Source organism: Nocardia sp. NBC_01499 (assembly GCF_045040275.1).
Classification (GTDB): Bacteria; Actinomycetota; Actinomycetes; order Mycobacteriales; family Mycobacteriaceae; genus Nocardia.
Genome location: NZ_CP109426.1, coordinates 967,288 through 983,039, shown reverse-complemented (window position 1 = coordinate 983,039; position 15,752 = coordinate 967,288). Strand labels below are relative to the sequence as shown.

The 15,752-nt window shown below is 66.1% G+C and carries 18 protein-coding genes; 7 read left to right on the top strand and 11 right to left on the bottom strand.

What is annotated here, in order from left to right:
• Positions 1–18: 18 nt before the first annotated feature.
• Both OG203_RS04400 and OG203_RS04395 read right to left on the bottom strand, forming a co-directional pair.
• The gene (locus OG203_RS04400; protein WP_405164367.1) at positions 19–891 is read right to left on the bottom strand and encodes a LysR substrate-binding domain-containing protein; all 873 of its coding nucleotides are present in this window, start codon (positions 889–891) and stop codon (positions 19–21) included.
• 25 nt (positions 892–916) lie between these two features.
• On the bottom strand, positions 917–1,885 hold the full coding sequence (locus OG203_RS04395) for a family 43 glycosylhydrolase (RefSeq protein ID WP_405164366.1): 969 nt from the start codon (positions 1,883–1,885) through the stop codon (positions 917–919).
• Between the two features lie 243 nt (positions 1,886–2,128).
• Between OG203_RS04395 and OG203_RS04390 the strand changes: the two genes are divergently transcribed.
• The gene (locus OG203_RS04390) at positions 2,129–2,842 is read left to right on the top strand and encodes a helix-turn-helix transcriptional regulator (protein ID WP_405164365.1); all 714 of its coding nucleotides are present in this window, start codon (positions 2,129–2,131) and stop codon (positions 2,840–2,842) included.
• 87 nt (positions 2,843–2,929) lie between these two features.
• The gene (locus tag OG203_RS04385) at positions 2,930–4,009 is read left to right on the top strand and encodes an MCE family protein (protein ID WP_405164364.1); all 1,080 of its coding nucleotides are present in this window, start codon (positions 2,930–2,932) and stop codon (positions 4,007–4,009) included.
• A 99-nt stretch (positions 4,010–4,108) separates the two neighbouring features.
• On the opposite strand, the gene OG203_RS04380 is transcribed toward OG203_RS04385, so the two are convergent.
• Positions 4,109–4,642: a GNAT family N-acetyltransferase gene (locus OG203_RS04380; RefSeq protein ID WP_405164363.1), complete on the bottom strand. Its 534-nt coding sequence runs from the start codon at positions 4,640–4,642 to the stop codon at positions 4,109–4,111.
• A 58-nt stretch (positions 4,643–4,700) separates the two neighbouring features.
• Between OG203_RS04380 and OG203_RS04375 the strand changes: the two genes are divergently transcribed.
• Positions 4,701–5,276 (top strand): class I SAM-dependent methyltransferase, encoded by a 576-nt coding sequence (locus OG203_RS04375; protein WP_405164362.1) that lies wholly within the window; start codon positions 4,701–4,703, stop codon positions 5,274–5,276.
• A gap of 100 nt (positions 5,277–5,376) precedes the next feature.
• Here OG203_RS04375 and OG203_RS04370 read toward each other — a convergent pair whose 3' ends face one another.
• Together OG203_RS04370 and OG203_RS04365 are read right to left on the bottom strand one after the other, a co-directional pair.
• Complete coding sequence (locus OG203_RS04370; protein ID WP_405164361.1) at positions 5,377–6,000, bottom strand: ABC transporter permease; 624 nt, start codon at positions 5,998–6,000, stop codon at positions 5,377–5,379.
• 73 nt (positions 6,001–6,073) lie between these two features.
• Positions 6,074–7,108 (bottom strand): medium chain dehydrogenase/reductase family protein, encoded by a 1,035-nt coding sequence (locus OG203_RS04365; RefSeq protein ID WP_405164360.1) that lies wholly within the window; start codon positions 7,106–7,108, stop codon positions 6,074–6,076.
• A gap of 106 nt (positions 7,109–7,214) precedes the next feature.
• Between OG203_RS04365 and OG203_RS04360 the strand changes: the two genes are divergently transcribed.
• Positions 7,215–7,859, top strand: coding sequence for a TetR/AcrR family transcriptional regulator (locus OG203_RS04360; RefSeq protein ID WP_405164359.1), 645 nt, complete (start codon positions 7,215–7,217; stop codon positions 7,857–7,859).
• Between the two features lie 73 nt (positions 7,860–7,932).
• Here the strand turns inward: OG203_RS04360 and OG203_RS04355 are convergent, their stop codons facing one another.
• A complete protein-coding gene (locus OG203_RS04355; RefSeq protein ID WP_405167768.1) occupies positions 7,933–8,598 on the bottom strand; it encodes a class I SAM-dependent methyltransferase in 666 nt (221 codons plus the stop codon).
• Positions 8,599–8,856: 258 nt separating this feature from the next.
• Here OG203_RS04355 and OG203_RS04350 point away from each other — a divergent pair, with 258 nt between their 5' ends.
• A complete protein-coding gene (locus OG203_RS04350) occupies positions 8,857–10,290 on the top strand; it encodes a lipase family protein (protein WP_405164358.1) in 1,434 nt (477 codons plus the stop codon).
• 42 nt (positions 10,291–10,332) lie between these two features.
• Here the strand turns inward: OG203_RS04350 and OG203_RS04345 are convergent, their stop codons facing one another.
• Both OG203_RS04345 and OG203_RS04340 read right to left on the bottom strand, forming a co-directional pair.
• Positions 10,333–11,595 (bottom strand): metallophosphoesterase, encoded by a 1,263-nt coding sequence (locus tag OG203_RS04345; RefSeq protein WP_405164357.1) that lies wholly within the window; start codon positions 11,593–11,595, stop codon positions 10,333–10,335.
• Positions 11,596–11,867: 272 nt separating this feature from the next.
• The gene (locus OG203_RS04340; RefSeq protein ID WP_405164356.1) at positions 11,868–12,401 is read right to left on the bottom strand and encodes a PadR family transcriptional regulator; all 534 of its coding nucleotides are present in this window, start codon (positions 12,399–12,401) and stop codon (positions 11,868–11,870) included.
• A 62-nt stretch (positions 12,402–12,463) separates the two neighbouring features.
• Between OG203_RS04340 and OG203_RS04335 the strand changes: the two genes are divergently transcribed.
• Positions 12,464–13,123 carry an alpha/beta fold hydrolase gene (locus OG203_RS04335; protein ID WP_405164355.1) on the top strand — a complete coding sequence of 220 codons (660 nt, stop codon included), beginning with the start codon at positions 12,464–12,466 and terminating at the stop codon, positions 13,121–13,123.
• Here OG203_RS04335 and OG203_RS04330 read toward each other — a convergent pair.
• Together OG203_RS04330 and OG203_RS04325 are read right to left on the bottom strand one after the other, a co-directional pair.
• Complete coding sequence (locus tag OG203_RS04330) at positions 13,112–13,615, bottom strand: cupin domain-containing protein (protein ID WP_405164354.1); 504 nt, start codon at positions 13,613–13,615, stop codon at positions 13,112–13,114. The two genes, OG203_RS04335 and OG203_RS04330, sit on opposite strands and share 12 nt — an antisense overlap.
• A 34-nt stretch (positions 13,616–13,649) precedes the next feature.
• A complete protein-coding gene (locus tag OG203_RS04325; RefSeq protein ID WP_405164353.1) occupies positions 13,650–14,030 on the bottom strand; it encodes a winged helix-turn-helix transcriptional regulator in 381 nt (126 codons plus the stop codon).
• Positions 14,031–14,081: 51 nt separating this feature from the next.
• Between OG203_RS04325 and OG203_RS04320 the strand changes: the two genes are divergently transcribed.
• Entirely contained in the window at positions 14,082–15,011 is a 930-nt protein-coding gene (locus tag OG203_RS04320) for an NADP-dependent oxidoreductase (RefSeq protein ID WP_405164352.1), read from the top strand.
• 13 nt (positions 15,012–15,024) lie between these two features.
• Here the strand turns inward: OG203_RS04320 and OG203_RS04315 are convergent, their stop codons facing one another.
• Positions 15,025–15,720 carry a TIGR00266 family protein gene (locus OG203_RS04315; protein WP_405164351.1) on the bottom strand — a complete coding sequence of 232 codons (696 nt, stop codon included), beginning with the start codon at positions 15,718–15,720 and terminating at the stop codon, positions 15,025–15,027.
• Between the last annotated feature and the right edge of the window lie 32 nt (positions 15,721–15,752).

Sequence of the window (15,752 nt, the reverse complement as noted above, 5' to 3'; positions counted from 1 at the left end):
GGTTCGCGCACGCAGCGATCACCGATCGTGATCGTCGAATTCGCAGGCGGCGAGCAGGATCTCCAGCGCGGGTGGCGGCGCGGCACTGCGCACGACGAGCGCGGTATCCAGCGAAAGTCCCGGTGCGGCAAGGGAACTGAATACCACCCTGGTGCTGCGGAGCTGCCGCGCGTGTGCGGCATAGACGACGGTCCAGCTGGTGTCGGAGCCGATCATCGCCAGGGTGTCCGACAGCGCGGAACTGACCGGGCCGGGCACCGGCTCGAATCCGGCCTCGTGACAGGCGCCAACGACGAGGTCGACCAGCGGCGCGTTGGCGCGACGTTCGGTGAGCCGCAGCGGGTAGGGCGCGAGGTCGGCCAACGCGAGTTCCGGTGCGTCGGCCAGCGGGTGCCGCGCCGAGATCGCGACAAGCAGCGGGTCGTCCCACACCGGGATGCGGCGCAGGCCGGAATGGTCGACCGGGCCGCGCACGAACGCCGCGTCGAGTCGTCCGTCCAGCACCTGTTCGACGCGGGCGCGGGTGGACGCGGACACGGTCTCGACCCGCACCTGCGGCACCAGGCGTTCCATGATGCGGTCCAGATGATCGCCGAGACCGGTGCCGGTGCCGAGCCGCAGCGTGGTGCCGGCGACGAAACCGGTGATCGATGCCTTCGCGCGGGCGGCCGCGGCCAGCGCGTCCCGCGCGCCTGGCAGGAATTGCGCGCCAGCGTCCGTCAGCACGACCCGCCGCGGCGACCGGTCGAACAGTTCGACGCCGAGCTCGCGCTCCAGCTGACGAACCTGCTGGCTGACCGCCGATTGCACGATGTGCAGCCGCTCGGCGGCCCGCCCGAAGTGCAGCTCCTCGGCGACGGTGACGAAGTACCGGAGTTGACGCAATTCCACTGGCTCGACCCTACGGGCCGGGCACTCACACCCGATCGGCGGCGGTGGCACCCGAGTCCGCGGGATCGCCGGCGGGCAGCGTGATATCGGTGTCCAGCGACAGCGGTTGGCCGAAATTCGGTGTGCCGTCGGCATTCCAGGTGAACTTCTGCGCCCGAGTGGTTCGCCCGTCGTAGGTGTACACGCTGGTGTCCTTGGCGTGATAGACGAGCCAGTCCTCGCTGCCGTCCGGACTCTGGAAGAAGCCGTTCGAGCCGGGGCCGAAGACGGTAGCCGGGTCGTTGCGGGTGAACACCGCGTCCGGGTGCTGGTACCAGTTGGCTGGTACCAGCGGGTCGGCGCCGGGCGGGAGTGAATGCATCCACAGCTGGTAGTCCGGTTTGCCGGTGTCGCAGGTGGAGTAGACCAAGTAGGTGGTGCCGTCGCGCTGGATCGTCGCCGGCGCTTCGCGCACCTCGGTGCATCCGCCCGCCGATGGCAGGTAAACCGCGCGTCCCGATACCGTGACGGGGTCGCTCATCGCGGCGATGTGCAGCAGGTTGTTCGGGCCGCTCCAGAGCAGGTAGTACTGATCGCCGAGGCACAGCAGTTCCGGATCGATCGCCCACGTGTCCGGCGCGCCGAGCTGACCCGCGAATGTGTAGGGCCCCAACGGATCCGAGCCCGCCGATTGCAGGACGTAGAGGCGATGGCCGTCGTTGGTACCGTCGCTGGCGGTGTAATAGAAGTACCAATGGCTGTCGAGCAGATGGAATGACGGCGCCCACATGTCCTGATTGCGCGAGGGGTCCTGGTCGGACCACACCGTAATCGGTTGCGCGGTAGCGAGATCGGCCAGTGACGACGCTTGCCAGATCTGCAGGGAGTCGTTCTGGCTGGTGGAAAGGTAGTAGCTGCCCGCGTAAAAGGTCAGGAACGGGTCCGGACCCGGATTCAACGGATTGCGAAAGGTGCCATCGGATCCCGCACTGTCGGCGGCTGCCTGCTCGGTCATCACATGTGCCCATCGTCGCGGATTTCGTAACGAGTGCTCGCGCAGGACTCTATGGCATCACGCCGCGTGGCCACCACCGAAACTGGGAAATCGGATGCTGAATGTCGATGCTCGGGCGGACTGCGTCACCGACCGGTATTCTGTCGATGCTCGCACGTTCGTCTGCTGTGCGAAACCTAACGTGGGTGTGGCGGTTAGGGATTCATTCGAAGGGGGATGGAAGATTTGTCATGTTTCGGGGAGATGACTATCCAGCCAGGCGTTTTGTCCTATCGGGGCGGATTGACCGCGGCGGGGATGCACGCACATCATTCGGTCCAGGTGTTGGTTGCCCGGCGCGGCGAATTCGTCGTGTCGGATACCGCCGGAGCCGAGGTCACGTGTCGGGCGGCGGTGATACCCGCCGACGTCGGCCATGCCATGTCCCAAGGGGTGGTGGAAGGCGAAATGGTCCATCTCGCCGCTGAATCCGACGACGGCATCGCGCTGAGCCGCTCGGTGGTGCGGCCGGAAGCCGCTCAGGCGTGGGCGGACGCGGGCGACGCGCTGCTGGCCGGGCTCGGTGAAAACCAGTGGTGGGCAGACGGATTGCCGTATGTGACGTCGACTGTCCAGCCGATGCGACATCCCGCCCTTGTCGCGGCGCTGCGCCTGCTGCCCGAGCGCATCGAGGCGGGCCCGGTTCGATTGCGGGATGTGGCCGGTGCGGTCGGGATGTCCGAGAGCAGGCTCGCCCATCTGTTCGCGCAGGAGATCGGGCTCGCGTTCCGGCCCTACGTGCGCTGGTTGCGGATGAGTCGGGCGATTGATCAGGTGGCGCTCGGGCATACCCTCACCGATGCCGCGCATACGGCGGGGTTTTTCGATGGCGCGCACTTTACCCGCGTGTGTATCAAGACATTCGGCCTTTCCCCGGCCGTTCTGATCAGCGGGATGACGTTCGTCGTCAATTCGTAGCAGGTTTGTCCAAGCAACCTCGGGCATTCGCACCGGATGATGACGGCGCTGCGGCGTGTACAGCGTCCGAAAACTGAGGGGGACACGATGGCGATCAAGGCACGTCACGCGCTGGTGGTTGTCGCGGCGGTGGCGATTACCTCCGGGTGTGGTCTCACGGTGGACAAACTGCCGCTGCCCAAGCCGGGTGTTTCCGGTGACACCTATACCGTGCACGCGGTTTTCGAGAACGCGTTGAACCTGCCGGATCAGGCGAAGGTGAAGATCGGTGGTTCCGATGTCGGGGTGGTCTCCAATATCAAGACCAAGAACTTCCAGGCGATACTGGACCTGACCATCAGCAAGGACGTCGAGTTGCCCGAGGGAAGCACGGCCGAGCTCCGTCAAGGGACGCCGCTCGGTGATGTGTTCGTCGCGGTGTCCAAGCCCAAGACTCAACCGGGCGCGAACATGCTGCACAACGGCGACACCCTGGGGCTGGACAAGACCTCGGCGGGTGCGACCGTCGAGCAGCTGCTGATCTCGATCTCCATGCTGTTCAACGGCGGTGGGGTGGCCAGCCTCAGCAAGCTGACCTCGGAGCTGGACTCCATCGTCGGCGGTCGCGGTGGGCAGCTTTCGCATCTGATCACCGAAATGACCGGTGTGGTCGGCAGTTTGAACGACAACAGCAAGAAGGTCGATGGTGTGCTGAACGAGTTCAGCGCGTTGGCCAACACTATCGAGGCCCGCCGCGGTGAGCTGGGTCAGGTGGCGGACACGCTGCCGCAGATGATCGGTGCCATCGCCGAGAACAACAGGGCCATCGGTGATTTGCTGACGAAGGTGTCGACTACCAGCGCCGCGCTCGGTGACTATTCCAATACCTCCGGCCAGCAGCTGGGCAGCCTGCTCGACAACACCCACAAGCTGATGGACGCGTTGGCCAACACCGGCGACAACTTCGGCATCCTGCTCGATCGGTTGCATACGTTCGTCCCCAAGCTCGAGGCAACCTTCAAGGGCAAGAGCTATGCCGTTTTCTTCACCGCGTCCGGTCTCGACCTCAGCGCGTTGACCGACCCCCAGGGCCGATTCCAAGACCGCCAGGATCTACAGGACTTCGCGGGCAGCCTGATCCAGGTACTACAGATCGTGCAGAACCGAGTGCAAGGGGGTCACCGATGATGCGAGATGTCCTGTTGGACAAGTGATCACGGGGAACTGGTGGCGTCGGCCTCTCGCATTTTGCCGCCACCAGTTCCCCATGATCACCTGACCAACAGTTCAGCGGACCGGCTTGTGGAAGATGAGGAAGTCGCAGGGGGTGGCGAGTAGTGGCACCAGGTGTGGATAGTCGTCTTCCAGTTCGCCTTTGCGTTCGAGGACGTAGCCGAGGCGCAGGTACCAGTTGCGCAGGGACTCCTTGACCGGATGTGTCCAACCGCGCGGCACCAGCAGTTCCAGCTGAATGGTGTCGGCACCCTGTTCGGCGCACCAGCGTTCGGCGAAATCCACCAGCGCCCGGCCGAGTCCGCTGCCGCGCAGTTCGGGCGCGCACACCAGCATCCCGAACTCACCTACACCGTCGCCGATTCGCTGCACCCGCACCGTCCCCGCGATCCGGTCGTCGGCACCGCGAGCGACGACGATCTCGCCCGCCGCGATCAACGATGCCAGCTCGGAAGCCGTTGTGCGATTGCCGCTTTCGCGCCAAAGCCCCTCTTCCGCCACCGCGTACACGCTATTGATCAATTCGGCCAGGTCCGCCACCAGCGCGGCATCGTCGGCCGCCACCACCGGGAGCATCTCGATGGACACCACAGGTTCCTCCTTCGCTGCGAGATCGACGATAACGCGTGCCCGGTACTTTGAGGAGATGGTCGACCCGGATTCGGCCATGCTCAGTGCGTTGCGTGCGGTCGTCCCCGGCGTGCCGACACTGATCGGTACGGCCGAAGCGCTCCCGCTCGACAGCGCGAGCTTCGACAGTGTCCTGCTCGGCCAGGCGTGGCACTGGGTTGATCCGGCCGCGGGTTGTCGTGAGATCGGTCGTGTCCTTCGCCCCGGCGGCGTTCTCGGGCTGATCTGGAATCTTCGCGACGATTCGGTGCCGTGGGTGCGGCGGCTGAACGCGATCCTGCCGGATGGCACGGTGCAGAAGATGTTCGCGGCCGGTGCGCCACCGATCGCGGCCCCGTTCGGCGACCTGCACGAACGAACGTGGCGTTGGACCAGGCAACTCGACCGCTCCGGGCTCGGGGACATGGTCAGATCACGCAGCCACTACATTACGGCCGCCCCCGAACAACGGGCGACCATGGACGAGAACCTGGAGAGATACTTCGACGAGTTAGGACTCGACCGAAATCCAACCGTCGAACTTCCCTACGTCACGCGTGCCTATCGGGCGCTAAGTGAGACCGACACATCGAGGATGCGTTCCAGCTACTGACCCCATCGATCCGCGCGGCTGACACCGGTCAGGTCGGGCCTGTGACATCGAAATGTCCGGAGCCCGTTGGATTTCGGGCTCCGGACACTGGAATCGGTGGCTAGGCGGAGTGGGGGAGGGTGCTGCTGTGCATGGCCGCGAGGCGGCGGCGTTCGAGGACGGTCGCGACGGCATACCCACCGCCACCGCCGAGGGTGAGCACCCAGAAGAGGCCGGAGGTGCCGAGCAAGAGCGCGCCGGTGGAGACCAGGGCGAGCCAGGTGCCGAGGCAGTAGTGCAGGACATTGCGGCGCGCGGCGCCTTCGCCGAGGTAGAGCAAGCCGACGATGAGACCGGAGCCGGCGGGCCAGAGCACACCCTGCAGGTCGGATCTGTCCAGGATGGAGGTGATTCCGGTGATGGCGAGGAAGAGGGCGGCGAAGGCGCTGGCCCAGGAGATGCCGAGCAGCTTGCCGGACAAGACGTCCGGGCCTTCGGCGCCGCGCTGAGCACGCAGCGCGGCCATGGTCGCGTAGACGGTGCCGACGGCGAGGCCGGTGCCGAGCAGGGCCATCGGCAGCCAGCCGGGCAGCTCGAGGATCGGATCGGCGCCCTTGGACAGGGCGGCGGCGCCGTGTCCGAACAGGTACGCGAGTCCGAAGCTGAGGTAGGTGGCGCGGTTGTCGACGTCGCCTGCGCGGTGGAGAGCGGAGGTGGGCGGGGCGGAGAGGGCGATGGTGGCCATGGCTGAATTCCTCGTTGTGCGAACAGAGTTGGACTGACGTGCCGGTGATGGGAAGAGATGAGAAGGTGGTCGGCTACGCGGTGATGACGACCTTGCCCGCGACCGTGCGCGACTCGGCGAGTGCGAGCGCCTGCGCGGCGTCGGCCAGGGGGAACTGCGCGGCGATCTGCGGCGCGAGGACGCCCTCGTCCAGCAGCCGCAACACCTGGATCAGGTCCTCGCGCAGTCGATTACGGAACGCGCCGAGCCGACGCTTGCCCGCCCAGAAGTTGTAGAAGTGGGCGTTCTTGCCGTTGGGCAGGTAGTTCCACAGCAGCAGCCGCGCGAACGACTTCAGTACCGGCAGTTGGGAATTGCCGTCCTCGTCCTTGGTTGCCGCGGTGCCGTAGGAGACCAGCGTCCCGCCCTTGCGCAGCAACGCCCAGGACTGTGCCAGCGCGGTGCCGCCGACGTGGTCGAATACGGCGTCGACACCGTCGGGTGCGATCTGCCGGATGCGCAGGTACATGTCCGGGTCGCGGTAGTCGACCGGGATAGCGCCCAGCTCGCGGACGGTCTCGTGATGCCGGGGCGAGGCCGTCCCGATCACCGTCATTCCGGCGTGCCTGGCCAGCTGCACGAGAGTGGAACCGACACCGCCGTTGGCGCCGAGCACCACGATCGTGGCGCCGTTGGGCACCTTGGCCATCCGGTGCAGCATCTGCCACGCGGTGATCCCGTTGACCACCATCGTCTCCGCGGCGGCCGAGGTGACGCCGTCCGGAACGGGCACCAGATCCGCGGCGTCGATCAGCAGGTAGCTGGCCCAGCCGCCGACCTTCACCACCGCGGCGTACCGGCGCCCGACCATCGCGGCATCCACCCCGGGGCCGACGCCGGTCACCGTGCCGACCACGTCGTATCCGGGGACGAAGGGAAACGGCGGCTGGTCGTAGTACTTGCCTCGACGCATCTGCTGCTCGGCGAAGGACACGCCGGTCGCGTCCATCCGCAGGACGACCTGGCCCGCGGCGGGCGCGGTGAGGTCGCGGGTCCGGATCAGCAGGCCGTCCGTCTCGACCTTCGCCGGCAGCACTACTTCGGTGGTGGTGACAGTGGTGGTGTTCATGATGTTCTCCGCGCTCAGTGGAATGCTTACAGGTGTAACCATACGCACGTTATCCACGGAGAGGCAAGTGGTAACACCGATAAGTTTTCAGGTGTAAGTTAACGGTATGGAAGAGAACACGAACGCAGCGTCGACTCGCGTGCGCAACCGGCGCGGGGAGGGTGGTCGCCTGCGCGACGACATCGTGGCGGCGGCCGTCGAACTGCTCGATGAGACCGGCGACGAAAGGGCCGTCACGCTGCGGTCCGTCGCCCGCCGCGTCGGGATCGCCGCACCCTCGATCTACCGTCACTTCCCCGACCAGCCGACCATCATGCTCGCCGTCGTGCAGCAGGCATTCGGCGAGCTCGAGGACCATCTGAGTGCCGCCGTCGCCGCCGCGGGCGACGACCCGAGGGACCGGCTGTTCGCTCTGTGCCACGCGTATGTGGAGTTCGCCGACAGTCATCCGCAGCGTTACCGCACCATGTTCGGCGGCCTCTTCATGCCCGCCCTGGACGAAACCACCCTGACCGAGGAAGAAGTGACCTCGCTCGGCGACGCGGCACTGCGGATGCTCACCGAGGCCATGCAGGACTGCGTCAGCGCAGGCCAGGCCACCAGCTCCGATCTGTGGGTAGATACGGTCGGCCTTTGGCTCGGCCTACACGGGCTGGCTCACCAGCGCGCGGCAACCGTGGCCTTCCCGTGGCCACCCGGCATCGCCGACCGCATGATCACCTCGCTGGCCCACCTGACGGACGCGCCCTGATCCACAGCGCGGATCCGCGTCGACCAGGGCCTGCGTTGCGTCAGTACCGAATTGGGTTGAGTCAGTGGTGTATTCAGCGCTTCAGCAGGCGGTACACGATGAAGGTCGGCACTCCGATGATTCCGGTGAGTTCGCCGGGCCAACGCTCGAGCGCCTCGGTGCTGGGTTGGGGCTCGGCTACTCGGTCGAGGACAAATCCGGCATCGCCGAATGCCCCGATGGAGGCCGACAATGGTCGGCGCCAGAAGTGCTGGGTGACCTCGACTCCGTTCTTGGTCCAGGTGTCGTTGACGAGTTCGGTGGCGAAATACCCCTCATGCTGGGTCGGCAGCGGCGGCCCGAACGGATGGTCAACCGAGAGAACGACCCACCCGCCCGGACGTAGCGCGGACGCGAACGATCGCAGCGGAACGGTCCAGTCGCGCAGGTAGTGCAGCGCGAGCGAGCAGGTGATCCCATCGAAGGAACCCGCGTCCAACGGGAGGGGCTCGCCCAGATCGGCGACAAAGAATCGAGCACGCCCGCCGCACCGGCGCTCCGCCTCTTCGATCATCCGCGGACTCACGTCGATACCGGTCACCTCGGCGCCGGCATCGAGCAGCCACTCGCATTGCGCGCCGGAACCGCAACCGGCGTCGAGTACCGTCGCTCCGTCCAAAGCGGCGGGTACCAACTCGCGAACCGCGGGCCGTTCCAGTTCCCCGTTGAACGGCCCCGAGTCGGTCGCGGCCGACCACACCGGTGCCAATCGGTCATACGCGTCTCGGGTGTGGCGGGCGTGTGCAGAGGGGTTGGATGACAGATCCGAAGACATGCCGACCATCATCGCAAATCGGATCATTCAGGCAGTTGACGCTGTGAGCGGGGTCTTTTGAGATCGGGACTATGAACTGCGCCACTTCTGGGTTACTGTGACAAAGCGTACTGGTAACCCTGATTTTCAGTTCAAGGGTCGGCTGTGTCGGCGCGAACATTGCCCGAGGCAGGAAGGAATCTCATGAAGCGTGGAACATCCCCGGGTGGTCTGCCGGGAGCATGGCGTCGAGCGGTAGTTCTCGTCGGCGTCGCGGCGCTGCTGCTGGTCAGTGTCGTGCTGGGCGCCGCTACGGCGAGCGCGGCGCCGGTGCCTGCCGGCAACGTCCCGATTCAGCCGCTGCCAGTGCTGGTGCTGCCTCCCGAACTCGATCCGTTCTACAAAGCGCCCGCCGACGTGATCGCATCGACCGAGCCGGGCGGCATCATCAAGGCTCGCCAGATCACGCCCGCGCTGCTGTCGGTGGCGCCGTTCAACATCGACGCCTGGCAGGTGCTGTTCCGCACCAACGACAGTCACGGCAACGCGGTGGCAACGGTGACCACATTGATCAAGCCGCGCGGTCCCGCTCCGGAGGGCGGCTTGAAGCTGCTTTCCTATCAGGTGGCCGAGGATTCCACCGCCCAGTACTGCGCGATGTCCTATGTGGCGCAACAGGGTTCGATACCGGCCGACTACGTCAACTCCGCCGAGACCTCGCTGGGTATCGCGCTTGGTGTCTCGCAGGGCTGGGCGGTGGCGATCACCGACTATCAAGGCCCGAACTCCGCATGGGGTGCGGCGGTTCTCGGCGGCCAGGCGACCCTGGACGGAATCCGCGCTGCCGAGAATTTCGCGCCGCTGCAACTGACCGCGGGTCCGGCAACGCCGGTCGGGTTGATGGGCTACTCCGGTGGCACCATTCCGACCGGCTGGGTCGCCGAGAACCATGACACCTACGCCCCGGAGATCAATATCGTCGGCGTGACGATGGGCGGCATCGCCACCGCGGACCTCAAGGGGGTGTTGCGGTTCAACAACTTCAACTACGGTGCGGGACTGATCGGTCCGGCCATGCACGGATTCGCCACCGAGTATCCCGAAGTCCAGGACGTGCTTGACAGTCACTACGACTGGTTCGGGCGATTCATGATGACGTTCAAGAGCTTCCTCTGCCACCCGCAAGGGTCGGTACTGTTCCCGTATTGGAACTACCTTGGATCGTTCACCGGATCCGGTGACCCACTTGACCTTCCGCAAGTCAGCGCCGCCATCAGCGCTCAGGAACTCGGCAAGCGCACCCCGCACGTGCCGATGTATCTGTATCACGCGCAGAGCGACGAGTTGATCCCCAACGCGGGTGTCGACCGGGTGGTCAACCAGTACTGCCAGGATCCCGACGCGAGCATCACCTACACGCGAGAATTCTTGGCGGAGCACATATCCGGCATCATCGGCTGGCTGCCGAAGGGGTATCAGTTCATCATCGACCGGATGAACGGCGTTGCCACGCATAACGGATGCACGATCGACAGTCCGTACAACACGCTCACCGACGGTGATTTCGTCAACCTGATCGGCAAGGAGTGGCCGCAGATCGCCGCACTTGTCACCGGATTCCCGGTCGGCTCCAGATAAGTCCTCGCTGCGGAAAAGCCTTACGCGGCAGTCGGCTTCGGCTCACGAACCGGTCAGTCCGGAGAAGTCGCGGAGTCCGGCGAAGTTGCGGTCGCCGCAGCTGCCGAGGGCGTGATCGGGGTGCAGGCCGAGGTATTGGCGGCGGGTCCTGGTGCTCCAACTGCGGGCGGCGCCGGAGCGGGTTTTGTAGAAGTTCGCCGTGTAGCCGCCTTCGTAGATGCGAAGCAGCATGTACCCGCCCGGATACTCCTTGACCGCGGCGACTTCGAGGAATTCGACATCGATGCCGAGATCGGGACGGTTGCGACGATTTCGGTGCGTGTGACCGCTGTGGTGCAGAAACACCCCCGGCGCGTTTCGGTACAGGGTGTGTAGCGCGGCCGCGTTCGACGGGTCGAGTACGAAGCCCGGCCCGCCCGGATTGCTCACCGCCGCATGCGATGTCACCGGATGGTGCCCGAAGATCAGGGTGGGGCGGTGCGGGTCGGCGGACAGGATCTCGCGCAGTCGATCCCGTTGCGGCGCAACGATGGTGCCGCCGGAGCCGGTCAGTCGAGTGGTGTCGAGTCCGATCAGGCGCAGTCCGCCGAGATGGTATTCGACCAGTCGCTGACGGCTGTGGAATACGGCGCCCCAGTGGTCCTGGTCGTGGCGGTGCGGCTTGTCGTGGTTGCCGCGGCAGACGAAGTAGTCCCGGCCGAGTACGCCCCAGGAATCCAATCGTGCTCGTACCGCCAGTGATTGGTCGAGTGTGCCGCAGTCGGTCAGGTCGCCCGCGAGGATGAGGTGATCGGCGGCGCGGTCGGGACTGCGCACATCATCGAGCAAGGCGTCGAGCATGAACTCCGGATAGCGCTCGGTGTCGTGGCGCAGTCCGGTCGGCAGCCCGCTGACGACGAGTCCGCTGGTGTGCTCGCCGTAGTGGACGTCGTTGGCGAGCGCGATGGTGCGCAGCAGTCGGCCCGGTGGTGGTGCCGCGGTGGTGAATACTCCGGTGGATTCCGGTGTTCCGGATCGCCGGGTCACCAGGGTGCGGGCGGGAACGGCGCGACAACCGTCCGAGTAGGCCTCGAATCGGTAGTCGCGCCCCGGCTCGAGTCCGTCGATCTCCGCGTAGTGATAGGCGGTAGGTCGGGAGTCGAGATAACGGGTCCGCGCCGCGCTCGGGCCGTCGGCGTGCGCGATCCGGACCTCGGTGTCCGCGGGAATCGGGCGCAGTCGTCCGTGGCGATCGCGCGCCCGGGTCGTCCAGGTGAGTATCGCGGAGCGGTCGGTAACGGTGACCAACTCGAGATCGGAGGCCACTACCGAATCATGGTGTGCCCGAATTGAATCAGAACGTAGAGCGGTGAATCTCGGCCGCGCGTAGCGCGGCGTCCGCATGGTCACTGCCGCCGCGCCTGCTGCCACGTTCGCCAGCCAAGCGGTTCGAAGTCGCGGGTCGAGCATGGGATCTCCGTCCGCCGTCCACCACTACATCAGACGGTACGGGCACCAGTTGAACGCGTCGGTGCCCACGCATGGCCAGACAGCTTCCGTCCCTGGAATTCCGACTCCGGGCGAGTCGTCCCCGACGGCTACTCCCGTTCCCGCGCAAGGTCCGCGATGGTGCTCTCCAACCAGGCACGGTCGGCGCGGCTGGTTGCCGCGGCGAGGGTGAGCATGCCCTTGCGGAAACGGTCGCGCATATCGGTGGCGCGCAAGGGTTTACCGTCGGCATAGAAGTAGCTGGCCGGACCGTCCATGAACGCCAGTCGGCGGCGCAGGACGCGGGCCTGGTCGGCCGGATCGGGCAGGCGGCCGAGGAAGGCGAGGAGTACGAGGAACGAGTTGCGGTCGGTGATCTCGACCTCGGCGGGCTCGCGGAGTCTGCGGAGCAACTCGGCATGGCCCGCCGCGGTGAGGGACAGCACCTGGCGCGGGGTGGCGCCGCGGCCTGGTTCCTCCTGACGGTCAAGCAGTCCGGCCTCGCGCAGCCGGTTCAGCGCGGGGTAGAGCGCGCCGTCGCTGACCGGGCGGACGTGGCCGGACAGGCCCGAGATCCGGGCCCGGAGTTCATAGGCGTGCAGCGGTTCCTCGGCCAGGAATCCCAGGACGCTCAAGGTCAGCACACCAGCATCCTACTCACTAATAGTGTTGCCTCTATTAGAGTGTCTCGATTAGAGTCACCGTCATGTCAACGTTCATCCTTGTTCCCGGCGGCTGGCACGGCGGCTGGTACTTCCAGCCGATCGCCGAAACCCTTCGGCGCCTTGGCTACTCGGCTTTCTCGGTGACGCTCACCGGTCTGGGCGATCGGGCTCACCTGCGTACCGCGGCGACCAACCTGGACACGCACATCCAGGACGTGGTGAGCCTGCTCGAAGCCGAAAAGATCCACGACGCCGTGCTGATCGGGCACAGCTACGCGGGCATGGTCATCACCGGAGCCGCGGCCCGCCTGCCTGGACGCGTCCGGCGGCTCGTCTACAGCGACGCCTACGTCCCCGTGGACGGCGATTCCTGCTTCGACCTCACCACTCCGGCCTTCCGGGAGCTGTTCATCCAGGGTGCCAAGGGTGACGGCCACAGCGTTGCGCCACCGCTGGGCCTGGACGCACGAACGACCCCGCACCCGCTCGCGTCGTTTTTACAGAAGATCCGGCTCGACAGCACACCCCAGATCCCCCGCAAGGACTACATCTACTTGGACGGCTGGTCCGGGACGCCTTTCGCCGAGGTCTACCAACGGCTTCGCGACGACTCCGACTGGCACGTGCACACGCTGCCGACCGGGCACAACGTGGCCGCCGAAGCCCCCGAAGCCCTCGTCGAGATCCTGCTAGCGGAGTGAACCCGGGTCCTTGTGGATCGGATCGACCCAGTGGACGGTGTCGGGTTTCTCCACCGGTTCGATGTCGAGATTCACCACGACCGCTTCGCTATCACTGCGTACCAGAACGCATTCGAGGGGTTCGTCGGTGCTCGCGTTGATTTCCTGGTGTGGCACGTAGGGCGGCACGAAGATGAAATCGCCCGGCTCCGCCTCGGCGACGAACTCGAGCCGCTCACCCCAGCGCATCCGCGCGCGTCCGCGCAGGACATAGATAACGCTCTCCAACGCACCGTGATGGTGCGCACCGGTTTTGGCGTCGGGGTGAATCGTCACCGTTCCCGCCCAGAGTTTTTGGGCGCCGACGCGGGCCGCGTTGATCGCCGCCGCGCGATCCATCCCCGGTGTCTTGGCAGTATTCGAGTCGAGCTGATCCGACTTGATGACACGTACCCCATTGTCCCGCCAAGCATCGCTCGCAGACGAATTCGGTTGTGGTTCAGTTGTTCCCACGTGTCACCCTCCTGGAGTCGTGTTCGGTGCGGGCTCAGCCGTGCTGAGCGAGCGGCTCGGAATTGGTGTCGAGCGCATCGAGGACCGCGTCGCCGTTCGCCCTCGCCCACTCGGTCAGTACGTGGATCGGATCGATCAGCGTCGCGCCGAGCGGGGTGAGTTCGTACTCGACGCGGGGCGGCACCTCGGCATACGCGTGCCTGCGGACGAGTCCGTGCGACTCGAGCCGTCGAAGCGTCTGGGTGAGCACCTTGCGGGAGATGCCGCCGATCAGCTCGATCAGCTCACCATGGCGCACCGGGCCCCTGCTGAGGCCGTAGAGCACGACCACCGTCCACTTGTCGGCGATCAGCTCGACCGCCAGACGCGCCGGGCAGTCGGCGAGAAAGGAATCGCTGGGACCGAAACCGCTCATGGCGCCAAAGGGTACCTGCTGGTTCCTATCGGAAAAATAGTCTGGGTTCTCATGCGAGTCATCACCCAGCAGCAGCTCGGCGGTCCCGAGGTGCTCACCATCGTGGACGCGCCCGCGCCCCAACCCCTGCCGACCGAGGTCCTCGTCCGTGTCAAGGCGATCGGGCTGAACCCACTGGAGGCGCGACTGCGCGCAGGCGAATTCCCACTGCTCGGCAAGCCGCCGTTCGTCCTCGGCTGGGACATCAGCGGCGTGGTCGAAAAGGCGCCGCAGACATGGCGATTCAGGCCCGGCGACGAGGTGTTCGGAATGCCGCTGTTCCCGCGGGCGGCCAACGCGTACGCCGAAGTCGTGTCCGCTCCGGCATTGCACCTGGCGCGCAAGCCGATCGCGCTCTCGCACGTCGAGGCTGCGGCGCTGCCGGTCGTCGGGCTGACGGCGTGGCAGGGCCTCGTCGACCTCGGCGGCGTGACCGAGGGTGACCGTGTCCTGGTCCACGGCGGCGGCGGTGGGGTCGGCCACGTCGCGATCCAGATCGCGAAAGCGCTTGGCGCGCATGTGATCACGACCGCCAGCGGAAGCAAGCGTGAGTTCGTCGATGGGTTCGGCGCCGACGAAGTGATCGACTACACGACGGTGGACTTCGCCGAAGTGGTCCGCGACATCGACGTCGTGTTCGACACGATCGGCGGCGACACCGTCGCGCGGTCGCTCGGCGTGCTCCGGCCGGGAGGTCACCTGGTGACCGCGGTCGCCGAGGAGGATTCGGAACTCGCCGCCGAGTTCGCGGCGGCTGGCATGCGCTTCAGCGGCATCGCGGTCGACCCCGATCCGGTCGCCCTGCGTGGTCTCGTCGAACTCGTCGAACAGGGCAGGCTCCGGGTCCATGTGCAGGAGACGTTCCCGTTCGAACGCGTCGCCGACGCGCACCGGCTGCTCGACGGCGGCCACCTTCAGGGCAAGCTCGTTCTCACCGTCTGATCCCGCGAAGTGATCAATTGTCGGTGGGCTCAGGCAGATACGGCAGTATGGAGTGCGCGAGATTGCTGACGGTCAACGACTGCAGCCAGACACGGCCGGGGCCGGTGAGGGCGGCGAGGAACAGTCCGTCACCGCCGAACAGGATGTTTCGCACGCCGCGCAGCACGGTGATGTCGAATCCGACTGTAGCATCGAACATTCCGACGTGACCCGGATGCACTCGCAGCGTCTCGCCCGGCGCGAGGGTGTATTGGAAGACCTCACCGGAAAGCTCGGCCCACGCGTGTCCGGAGCCGCTGAGTCGCTGCAGCGTGAACCCGGCGCCGCCGAAGATGCCCGCGCCCAGGCGGCGTTGGAAGGTCAGTGCGACGCGCACATCGCCGGTGCCACACAGGAATCCGTGCCGATGAACGAGGTACTCGGTCCCCGATCCCAAGCTGACCGGAATGATCTGTCCGGGCAGTTTCGCCGCGAATGCCACCCGCCCGGGGTTTTTCGCCGCGGTGTATTCGGTGAGGAACCATCCGGCACCCGCGGCGGCTCGTTTGACGGCGCCGAGTAGTCCGCCCGCGCTGACCCGGCTGGAGGTGCGTAGCCGTATCGATTCGGTCATCCAGGACAGCTGCCCGGCCTCGGCGAGCAGCTTGTCACCGGGGACCAACGTCACCTCGAGTACCGGCATCACCGTGCCGAGGATCCTGGCGTCCAACGTCCCTCCCCATGACTCGGGAAACATCGCGT